Below are 2,690 nucleotides of genomic sequence, written 5' to 3' on the forward strand. Positions count from 1 at the left end.
GGGGCCTCCAGGATGACGTGGGCGTTGGTGCCGCTGATGCCGAAGGAGGAGACGCCGGCCCGCCGCGGGCGGTCCGACTCGGGCCACTTGCGGGCCTCGTCCAGGAGGCGGACGGCGCCCGCCTCCCAGTCGACCTGGGCCGACGGCGCGTCCAGGTGGAGCGACTTCGGCATGATGCCTGTCCGCAGCGCCTGGACCACCTTGATGACGCCGGCGACGCCCGCGGCGGCCTGGGTGTGCCCGATGTTCGACTTGATGGACCCCAGCCACAGCGGCTCGGCGTCGCCGCGGTCCTGTCCGTACGTGGCGAGCAGCGCCTGGGCCTCGATCGGGTCGCCGAGGGTGGTGCCCGTGCCGTGCGCCTCGACGAGGTCGACGTCGGCGGTGGACAGGCCCGCGTTGGCCAGGGCCTGGCGGATGACCCGCTGCTGGGAGGGGCCGTTCGGCGCCATCAGGCCGTTGCTCGCGCCGTCCTGGTTGACGGCGCTGCCGCGCAGCACGGCCAGTACCTGGTGCCCGTTGCGCCGCGCGTCCGACAGCCGCTCGATCACGAGGACGCCGACGCCCTCGGACCACGCGGCGCCGTCCGCCGCGGCGGAGAACGACTTGCACCGGCCGTCCTTGGACAGGCCGCGCTGCCGGGAGAACTCCACGAAGGTCTCCGTGGAGGACATCACGGTCACGCCGCCGACCAGGGCCAGCGGGCACTCGCCGGAGCGCAGGGCCTGCGCCGCGAGGTGCAGGGCGACCAGCGAGGACGAGCAGGCGGTGTCCACCGTCACGGACGGGCCTTCGAGGCCGAACGTGTAGGAGACGCGGCCCGAGCCGAGCGAGCCGGCTGCGCTGTTGCCGGTGTAGTCGTGGTACATGATCCCGGCGAACACACCGGTCGACGTGCCCTTCAGCGAGGCCTGGTCGATCGCCGCGCGCTCCAGCGCCTCGTGGGCGACCTCCAGCAGCAGCCGGTGCTGCGGGTCCGTGGTCAGCGCGTCGTTCGGGCTCATCCCGAAGAAGGCGGGGTCGAACTCGTCGGCGTCGTGCAGGAAGCCGCCGTGGCGCACGTACACCTTGCCGGGGGTGCCCGGTTCGGGGTCGTACAGCCCGTCGATGTCCCAGCCGCGGTTGACGGGGAACTCGGTGATCGCGTCGACCTCGTCCTCGACGAGGCTCCACAGCTCCTCGGGGGAACGGACGCCGCCCGGGTAGCGGCAGGCCATGCCGACGATCACGATCGGGTCGTCCGCGTCGCCTGCGGCCGGGCCCGCGGTCGCGGCCGCCGTGACGGTGACGGTGGCGGAGCCGGCGAGCAGCGTGTCGAGGTGCTCGGCGACGGCCTGGGCGTTCGGGTGGTCGAAGACGAGCGTCGGGGTCAGCCGCAGCCCGGTCGCGGTGGTGAGCTGGTTGCGCAGTTCCAGTGCGGTCAGCGAGTCGAAGCCGAGCTCGTTGAAGGCGCGGTCGGGACCGACCTCGGCCGTGGAGGAGTGCCCCAGGATCGAGGCCACCTGGCCGCGTACGAGGTCCAGCAGGGCGCGGCGGCGCTCCTTCTCCGGCAGCGCGGCGAGCTGCCCGCCCTGCGTGGCGGCGCGGGCGCCGGTCCGGGCCGCGGTACGGGCGCGCCGGCGGACCAGCGCGGAGAACTGCGCGGGCAGGTCTTCGGCGGCGCGCAGGGCGGCGAGGTCCAGGGCGAGCGGCAGCAGGAGGGCGTCGGCCGCGGTGGTGGCGGCCTCGAACAGGGCCAGGCCGTCGGCGGCGGACAGCGCGCCGATGCCGGAGCGGCGCATGCGCTGGAGGTCGGTGCTGTTCAGCTCCTCCGCCATGCCGTCGCCGCTGACGGAGCCGCCGTCGCCCTCGGTGGCCCACAGGCCCCAGGCGAGCGACTGGCCGGGCAGCCCCTCGGCGCGGCGCCGGGCGGCGAGCGCGTCGAGGAAGGCGTTGCCGGCGGCGTAGTTGCCCTGGCCGGGATTGCCGAGGACGCCGGCGACCGAGGAGAACAGCACGAAGGCGGTCAGGTCACGGTCCCGGGTCAGCTCGTGGAGGTTCCACGCGGCGTCGACCTTGGGGCACAGCGCCCCGGCGAGCAGTTCGGGGGTGAGCGAGCCGATGGTGACGTCGCCGAGGACGCCCGCGAGGTGGATCACCGCGGACACGGGGTGCCGGGCGAGCAGGTCGCGTGCCTGGTCCGGGTCGGCGAGGTCGCAGGCGGCGAGGGTGACCTCGGCGCCCAGGGCGGTGAGTTCGGCGTGCAGGTCGGCGGCGCCGGGGGCTTCGGGGCCGCGGCGGCCGACCAGCAGGAGTTCGCGTACGCCGTGCTCGGTCACGAGGTGGCGGGCGACCAGGCGGCCCAGCGTCCCGGTGCCGCCCGCGAGCAGGACGGCGCCCTCGCCGTCGAACCGGACCGTTTCGTCCGCCGTGGCGGGGGCGGTGGTGCGGACCAGGCGCGGGGCGGACAGCGCACCGCCCCGTACGACGACCTCGGGCTCGGCCGCGGCCAGGATCACGGCGGGATCCACCGTGAGCCCCGTGGTGCCGGGTTCGAGGTCGGCGAGCACGATCCGGCCGGGGTTCTCGGCCTGGGCCGAGCGCATCAGGCCGCGGACCGGGGGGGCCCGCCCGCGCGGGGGGGCCCGCCCCCCCGCGGGGGCGCCCGCCCGCGCGGCGACCCACCCACCGCGGCCCGCCGGCCCCCCCGC

1 protein-coding gene is annotated in these 2,690 nt (G+C 75.8%); it reads right to left on the reverse strand.

What is annotated here, in order from left to right:
- Positions 1 to 2,690 (reverse strand): type I polyketide synthase (locus ACFXA3_RS40505; protein WP_385196141.1); only part of this gene is annotated, 2,690 nt, incomplete at both ends.

This window comes from Streptomyces sp. NPDC059456 (assembly GCF_042750055.1).
In the GTDB taxonomy this organism is placed as follows: Bacteria; Actinomycetota; Actinomycetes; order Streptomycetales; family Streptomycetaceae; genus Streptomyces.